A 7463-nucleotide genomic window follows, 5' to 3' on the forward strand; every position below is an offset into this window, starting at 1 on the left:
GGTCCTCGGGGCCCTTCTCCTTCGGCGAGACGGGACGCCCGTCCGGGCTCGCCCCGAACGGCGAGGGCGTGCGGGCGGCCAGGGGCACCACGAACGGTCGCCACGACGCCGCGAAGGTGAGGTCGAAGGAGTGCTCGTCGTAGATCGGGTCGAAGGTGCGGCGGGACAGGAAGGCCAGGTACTTGCCGTCCGAGGTGAACGTGGGATCGGTGTCGGCGAAGCGCGGCTCGGTGACGGCCACCAGCGTGTCGTCCGCGAGCCGGGCCATCATGATCCGCGTGAGGCCGGACTCCACGGGGTCGCAGTAGGCCAGCCACGCGCTGTCGGGCGACCAGCAGAGGTCGCTGATCTCACCGTCGGCGCCACGCGCCAGCTCGCGGAGCTCCCCCGCGCGGTCCCCGGCGAGCTCGAGCACCAGCAGCCGGCCGTCGTGCGCGGACAGGGCCACCTTCGACCCGTCGGGGGCGGCGGCCAGTTCCAGCACGCGGCCCACCTCCCCCACGCCGTGGCGGCGCAGCGGCTGCGCGCCGTCGGCCCGCTCGTCCAGCGGGGCCACGCAGACCGCGTCCTCCCCCTCGACGTCGTCCACCCAGACCACCCGGTCCTCGCCCAGCGGGCGGGCCAGCCGGGCCCGGGCGCCCGGCTGGGCGAGCAGCGTGCGCGCCGGCCCGTCGCGGTGGGTGAGCCGGTGGACGGTGCCGCGCACCAGCGCGATGCTCGTGCGCCCGGTGCGGTCGGGCGCGGCCCAGGCCAGCTCGTCGGCCGTGCGCACGCGGAACGGGTCGCGGGCCGTGCGCGGGCCGCCGAGCCGGACGTCGAGCCGCCGGGGGGTGGCGGAACCGTCGAGCGAGTCGAGGATCCACAGCTCACCCGCCGACTCGTACACCACCCGCTCGCCGTCGGTGCTCGCGTGCCGGACGTAGAAGGCGGGCGCGCCGGGACCACCGTGGTCGGTGTGGCGCCGCAGCCCGGTGCCGTCGGCCCCGAGCGAGTAGATGTTGCCCCAGCCCTCGTGGTCGGAGATGAAGCCGATGCGCAGGCCGTCCCCGGTGCCGACGAGCATCGGCGACGCGAGCTGGCCGTCGAGGTCACCGGCGAGCCGCACGAACTCGCCGGACCCGGTCGGGTCCCACCAGAGCTTGCCCGCCGTGCCGCCCCGGTACCGCTTCCACCAGGCCGCCTCCCGCGACATGACGCTGGTGACGACCACCGCCGGGCTGTCGTCCACGGCCAGCGCGACGTCGGAGACCGGTCCGAGGTCCAGCCTGCGCGGCGTGCCGCCCGTCGCCGGGATCGCGTAGGCCCACCCGCGGCGCGGCGACGCCTGCCCCACCGTGCTCACCGCGAGCACCTCGCCCGCGGGCGTCCACCCGATCGTCTGGGCCCGCGGGTCGGCCCAGTAGGTCAGCCGGCGCCCACCCCCGCCGTCGAGGTCGCTGACGAACACCTCGGGAGCGCCGTCGCGCCACGACGTCCACGCGACCCGCGTGCCGTCCGGGGAGAGGCGAGGTGTGGCGACCGGTACGTCGTCCGCCGTGAGCCGGTAGGCCCTCCCCCCGGACACCGGCGCGGTCCAGACGTCGTTCTCGGCCACGAACACGAGGGTGTCGGCATGCAGGTGCGGAAAGCGGAGGTAACTGCGGGGCATGGTCGAGACCGTAGCGATCACCGACGGCGCAGGGACCCCGTAGATCGTCCGAATAGTGAGTCTTCCTGCGTCTTTGGGCGTTGCACACGCCACTCTCACCCGGACGGCGGCAGGATGCCGCTCATGCTGGGGTGCACGGCACGACCGACCGGGCGGACCACGACCATCCGATACGCCGTTGCCGCCACCGCGGCCGCGATGCTCGGGCTGGCCGGATGCACGGCACCGGAGGCCGGCTCCGTGGAGGGCGGCGCCCCGAGCCCACCGGCGGCCGCCCCGGTCGGCCCCGCCCGCACCGGCACCCCGCAGTTGCAGGTGAGTGAGGTCGCGGGGGGCCTGTCGCACGTGTGGGACGTGGGGGTCCTCCCCGACGGGCGTGTGCTGGTCACCCAGCGCGACGGCCGGATCGCGCTGCTGTCGAGCGCCCGGCCCGGAGCCACGGTCACGCGGGTGACCGCCGACGTCTCCGACGTGTTCGTCCGCGGCGAGGGCGGCATGATGGGCATGGTCGTGCACCCCGACTTCGCCCAGACCCGCCGGTTCACCACGTGCCAGACCCACATGCAGGGCAGCACGCCGACCGACGTCCGGCTGGTCACCTGGCAGCTCTCCACCGACGGCATCTCGGCGTCGCGGGTGGCGGACCCGCTGGTCGGAGGCATGCCGATCAACCAGTCCGGCCGTCACTCGGGCTGCCGGCCGACGGTCGGCGCGGACGGCGCGCTGCTCGTGGGCACCGGCGACACCGCGCGCGGCACCATCCCCCAGGACCTCACGTCGCTGGGTGGCAAGGTGCTCCGCATCGACCTCGCCACCGGCGGGCCGGCCCCGGGCAACCCCTTCGCCGACGCCGGCAACCCCGCGCAGCGGCTCGTCCTGAGCTACGGGCACCGCAACGTCCAGGGCGTGGCCGTCTCGCCGAGCACCGGCTGGGCGTACTCCGCCGAGCACGGCCCCACCACCGACGACGAGGTCAACCTCCTGCGGCCGGGCGCCAACTACGGCTGGGACCCCTCCCAGGGCGGCACCGTCGGCGGGTACGACGAGTCGGTGCCGATGACCGACCTCAAGCGCTTCCCCGACGCGGTGCCCGCCGCCTGGAGCTCCGGCAGCCCCGTGGAAGCGGTGTCCGGCGCGGCGTTCCTCTCCGGGCCGCAGTGGGGTGATCTCGACGGCGCACTCGCGGTGGGCGCGCTGCGCGGGGAGAAGCTCCTGCTCATGCGGGTGGGGTCGGACGGGTCGGTGACCGAGGTGACGGTCCCGCCCCCGCTCGACGGCGCGTACGGGCGGCTCCGCGCCGTGCGCCTCGCCCCGGACGGCGCGCTGCTGGTGTCCACGTCCAACGGCTCGGACGACCGCGTGCTCCGGATAGATCCCGTCTGACCGTTTCCGGTCGGCAACTACTACCATTGTTAGTGCTGTGACCTACTATGTTCCCTCGTAGGGCTGGTCGTCCGGCTGGTGCGGTAACCTCCATACGCGAAGTTGCAGGGCAATCGACCGGAGAAGTGAGGAATTGCGTGATCACGCTCTACCTGAACCGACAGATCGCCGACGACCGCCGACGTGAATCGCTGTTCTCCGGCGATTTCTACCTCTACACCGGCCTGCCCGGCGCGGCTGCATTGGTGAAGCACGCGGAGAACCTCATCGCCGAGACCTTCGGCGACCTCGACCCCGAGCGTGCCCAGTTCGAGATGGGTGTCGACGAGTTCATCACCCGGGTCGGCCCGCTCAAGTCCGAGTTCACCAACGGACAGCGCACCAAAGAACTGTGCCAGCAGTTCGCCGTCGACTTCGGGGTCGACCCCGACCGCACCTATTTCGATATCCCCCGGCTGCGCGTGATTCCCGCCGAGAACTACCTCACCGCCGGCGTCAGCTACAACTACAAGGCGCACCGCGACATGTGGTACGGCCACCCGCAGCAACTGGTCAACTACTGGGTGCCAGTTTTCCCCGTCGTCGGTGACAACGTCATGAGCATGTACACCGACTTCTTCGACAAGCCCGTCAAGAACGGGTCCAACCAGTACGACTACGACGAGTGGGTGGCCAAGCACCGGCACGCCGCCGCCGAGAAGACCACCACCGACGACCGCCCCCACCCGCTCCCGCTCGAGGAGATCGACTCCCGCGGCGAGATCCGCATCGCCGGTGGCGCCGGGGACGTGATGATGTTCTCCTCGAACCACCTCCACGCGTCGGCGCCCAACCTCTCGGGCGTCACCCGCTTCTCCTACGACCTGCGCACCATCAACATCGACGACGTCCGCGCCGGCCGCGGCCCCCGCAACGTCGACAGCGGTGCCACCGGCACCACCCTCGGCGACTTCCTCCGCGTCTCCGACCTCGCCCCCCTCAAGGCCGACGAGTTCGCCGACGCCGTGGCGGCCGCGCAGTAGCACCACCCGCCGCCGCGCGCTGCCGCCCTGGGGCGAGCGCGCGGTGGCGGCCGCCGACCCCCACCGGTCGCGCAGCGCTGGTGGCCCGGTGCGCGGGCCTCAGCCGGTGGCGTAGCGCGCGGCGGCCCGCTCGCGGGCCTTCGCCGCCTCCACCTCACGGTTCTTCGGCGGCGCCGCGGTCACCAGTTCGTCGAGCAGCCGGTGCGTGGCAGCGGTGACCGCCTCGACGGCCCTGGCGAACGCCTCCGCGTTGGCCTGCGAGGGCGTGGCGCTGCCACTGATCTTGCGCACGTACTGGAGAGCCGCGCCGTGCACCTCATCCCGCGTGGCAGGCGGCTCGAAGTTGTGCAGGGTCCGAATATTCCGACACATGCCCCCATCCTTCCCCAGGCCGCCGCGCTTCGGAGCCTGAATGCTGCTGCGGAGGGGTCTCCAGCAGCACTACGGCTCCGAACTGCTCAGGGCTGTGGGGGCCTGTGGATGGGCATTCGCTCGACCGCGGCTTTTGCGTCAGCGTGCGCTCATGGTGCTTCCTTCTGTCTTCCGTAGATCCGAGGCCGTCGCGTGTGGCGCCCTCACCCGGGCGCAGCTGCGCGGGCCGTCGGTACGGCGGCTCTGCCGCGACGTCTACACGACCTCGGCCGGGCAGATCACGCACGAGCTGCGGTGCCGGGCGAGCGCGCTCGCTCTGCCGGCCGGGGCGGTGATCACCGGTCGCTCGGCGGCCACCGTCAGGGGCGTGCCGCTGTGCTGGCCGGAGGACGACGTGCAGGTGCTCGCGCCACCGGAGATGCGGCTCGGGCATCGCGGTGGGTTCGATGTCCGGCGCACCGCGATCGAGCCCGTCGACTGGGAGCCATGGGCCGGCGGCCGGCTCGCCACCCCGATGCGACTGGCGCTCGACCTGCTTCTGGGCCGGGACCTGCCCGACGCCGTCGCCGACCTGGACGCCGTGCTGCGGGCCGGCCTCGTCGAGCGTTCGGCCGTCACCGGCCTGGTGGCGCAGCGGTCGGACAACGGCATCGTGGCGGCACGCCGTGCCGTCGACCTGGCTGATCCGCGCGCGGAGTCGCTGCCGGAGTCGAAGCTCCGCGTCCACCTCGTGCTCGACGGCCTGGCCCCGGTGCCGCAGTACTGGATCCGGGACGCCGGCGGCCGCATCGCGCGCGTGGATCTCGCGCTCCCGGAGCACAAGATCGCCAATTCGAGTACGACGGCGACTGGAGGGACGGCGAGGCCTGGGCGCTGAACCGTGACCGTGACCGTCTCAACCGTGTGCACGCGGTGGGCTGGGACGTGGTCTTCGTGACGGCGCCGCTCCTAAGAGACAGAAGACGACTACTGAGAACAGTGCGGGAAGCCCTCCCCGCATGAGCAGTTCGGAGCCGTAGTGCTGTCGGAGCAGGGCCCCTGACAGCACTACGGCTCCACAGTCACCTCGTCAGGCCTGTACCCGCATGCTTTCGTCCAGTTCCCCTGCCTTCTGGCGGCGGTTCAGGACTGCCAGGCGCGTGAACTCGTTGTCGAACGCGTCCTGCGTGAGGCCGCGGGCGCGGTACTCCTTCGCGAGCTGCTCCGTGCCGTCCGGGATGCTCCACGCAGCCTCGAACTCGAGCTCCTTGCGCGCCCGGGAGAAGTCCACGCGGTAGGACCGCGGGTCGTTGCCGGCCTCGCCGGTGATCTCCAGCTCGGCTCCCGGCACGGCCTCCACCACGGCCTGGGCGATCTCGGCGACGGTGCGGTTGTTCTTCTCGGTACCCACGTTGAACGCCCGCGCCCGGACGACGTCGGCTGGCGCCGCGAGCCCGGCCACGACGGCGCCGGCGATGTCCTCGGCGTGTGCCAGCGGACGCCACGGCGTGCCGTCGGAGAGCACGGTGACCTTGCCGGTGAGGATGGCCCGGCCGACGAGGTTGTTGAGCACGATGTCGGCACGCAGCCGCGGCGAGAACCCGAACGCGGTGGCGTTGCGCAGCGAGAACGGCACGAAGTCGCTGTCGGCGAGCTCGGCCAGGTCGTCCTCGACGCGCACCTTGGAGATCGCGTACGGGGTGACGGGCTTGAGCGGCGCGTCCTCGTCGACGAGGTTGTCGCCGGACTGCGCGCCGTACACGGAGCAGGTGGAGGCGTAGGCGAAGCGGGCGACGCCCGCCTCCTTGGCCAGCCGCGCGAGGCGGGTGGACGCGTGGTGGTTGATGTCGTAGGTGATCTCGGGGGCGAGCGAACCCAGGGGGTCGTTGGAGAGAGCCGCCATGTGGACGACGGCGTCGAAGCCCTGCAGCTGGTCGACGGTGACGTCCCGCAGGTCGGTGCTGAGGCCGGGCACGTCCGGGGTGTCGAGCGAGCCGAGCACGCAGTCGGCGAACAGGCCGCTGTCGAGCCCGGTCACCTCGTGGCCTGCCGCGGTGAGGATCGGGGCCATCACGGTGCCCAGGTAGCCCTGGTGACCGGTCAGCAGAACTCGCACGGGGATCCCTTCAAGTGGTTCGTCTGGCGGGGTGGGACCTAGTCCACCGGGTCGAGCCCGGTGAGGGGAGCGACTCCGAGCACGAGCTTCGACGTGTGGAACGCCTCGGCGTACCGCGCATGGCACTGCACACCGCGGATGCGGGCCAGGCCGCCGAACGTCTCGGCGTCGAACCAGCTGCGGTCGCGCTGCGACCCGTAGTGCTCGTGCAGCTTGGCGACCTTCTCGCGCAGCACCGGCTCGGCCAGCGGCAGGTACACGGTGGGCTGCGCGAGGTCGCTCTCCCACTTGAGGATCTCGTAGCCCAGCGTGAGGTTGTCGCGGAAGACCGTGGGCACGAGCTTCGCGAGCGTCCGGTGGTCCTGGTGGGCGTCGTGCGGCGACGGCGCGAAGATGATGTCCGGCTCACCGAGGGTGCGCAGCTCCTCGACGGCGAGCTTGGCGCGCTCCCACCGCGTGGGGACGCGCCCGTCGGGCAGGTCGAGGACGGCGACCTCCAGCTGGGCACCCGGGCAGAACGCGGCCAGCGCGGCGCGTTCCTCCTCCTCCCGCAGCGAGCCGCCGCCGGTGAGCACCAGCGCGGAGACGCTCACTCCGGGATGCGCGCGACAGAGCTCGATGAGGGACCCGCCTGCGCCGATCGCGATGTCATCGCAATGGGCGCCGAGCAGCAGGATCCGGTCGATGCGTTCCGGCAGCAGGCTCAGCACGATCTCATCGCTCGATGTTGGCGTCGTTCATCGCCGCGATGGCTGCCTGCAGGGGGTCGCGGTCAGCGGCCGGGCCTTCCCAGAGCATCCAGGGGCGGGTGCCGCTCTGGTAGGCGGCCTCCAGCGCGGTGCGCTCCTTGACCGTGTCGGCCGGCTGCCAGAACCCCCGATGCCGGAACGCCATCATCCGGCCCTCCTTCGCCAGCACCGCACACCCGTCCTCGATCAGATCC

6 protein-coding genes and 2 pseudogenes are annotated in these 7463 nt (G+C 72.2%); 3 read left to right on the forward strand and 5 right to left on the reverse strand.

Features of this window, described 5'->3' with window-relative positions; genetic code table 11:
• Positions 1-1648 (reverse strand): annotated as a pseudogene (locus tag HF577_RS35930) (PD40 domain-containing protein); the annotation flags it as partial.
• A 123-nt stretch (positions 1649-1771) separates the two neighbouring features.
• On the opposite strand from HF577_RS35930, the gene HF577_RS35935 reads away from it, so the two are divergent.
• Positions 1772-3031: a PQQ-dependent sugar dehydrogenase gene (locus tag HF577_RS35935; RefSeq protein ID WP_246267922.1), complete on the forward strand. Its 1260-nt coding sequence runs from the start codon at positions 1772-1774 to the stop codon at positions 3029-3031.
• Positions 3032-3168: 137 nt separating this feature from the next.
• Positions 3169-4053 (forward strand): phytanoyl-CoA dioxygenase family protein, encoded by an 885-nt coding sequence (locus tag HF577_RS35940; protein ID WP_169400464.1) that lies wholly within the window; start codon positions 3169-3171, stop codon positions 4051-4053.
• Positions 4054-4152: 99 nt separating this feature from the next.
• On the opposite strand, the gene HF577_RS35945 is transcribed toward HF577_RS35940, so the two are convergent.
• Positions 4153-4425, reverse strand: coding sequence for a DUF2277 domain-containing protein (locus tag HF577_RS35945; protein ID WP_169400465.1), 273 nt, complete (start codon positions 4423-4425; stop codon positions 4153-4155).
• 151 nt (positions 4426-4576) lie between these two features.
• Here HF577_RS35945 and HF577_RS35950 point away from each other — a divergent pair, with 151 nt between their 5' ends.
• Positions 4577-5302 carry a hypothetical protein gene (locus HF577_RS35950; RefSeq protein ID WP_169400466.1) on the forward strand — a complete coding sequence of 242 codons (726 nt, stop codon included), beginning with the start codon at positions 4577-4579 and terminating at the stop codon, positions 5300-5302.
• Between the two features lie 192 nt (positions 5303-5494).
• On the opposite strand, the gene HF577_RS35955 is transcribed toward HF577_RS35950, so the two are convergent.
• The 3 genes and pseudogenes from HF577_RS35955 to HF577_RS35965 form a co-directional block, all read right to left on the reverse strand.
• Positions 5495-6520, reverse strand: a complete 1026-nt coding sequence (locus HF577_RS35955) for an NAD-dependent epimerase/dehydratase family protein (protein ID WP_169400467.1) — start codon at positions 6518-6520, stop codon at positions 5495-5497.
• Positions 6521-6558: 38 nt separating this feature from the next.
• Positions 6559-7230 carry a PIG-L deacetylase family protein gene (locus HF577_RS35960; RefSeq protein WP_169400468.1) on the reverse strand — a complete coding sequence of 224 codons (672 nt, stop codon included), beginning with the start codon at positions 7228-7230 and terminating at the stop codon, positions 6559-6561.
• Between the two features lie 4 nt (positions 7231-7234).
• Positions 7235-7463, reverse strand: a pseudogene (locus HF577_RS35965) (glucose-1-phosphate cytidylyltransferase); the annotation flags it as partial.

The sequence above is a fragment of the Pseudonocardia xinjiangensis genome (assembly GCF_012911925.1).
In the GTDB taxonomy this organism is placed as follows: domain Bacteria; phylum Actinomycetota; class Actinomycetes; order Mycobacteriales; family Pseudonocardiaceae; genus Pseudonocardia; species Pseudonocardia xinjiangensis.

Excerpts from the sequence above, each read along its gene's own strand:
- HF577_RS35935 (WP_246267922.1), top strand. The coding sequence starts at position 1,772 with ATGCTGGGGTGCACGGCACGACCGACCGGGCGGACCACGACCATCCGA.
- HF577_RS35945 (WP_169400465.1), bottom strand. The coding sequence starts at position 4,425 with ATGTGTCGGAATATTCGGACCCTGCACAACTTCGAGCCGCCTGCCACG.
- HF577_RS35950 (WP_169400466.1), top strand. The coding sequence starts at position 4,577 with ATGGTGCTTCCTTCTGTCTTCCGTAGATCCGAGGCCGTCGCGTGTGGC.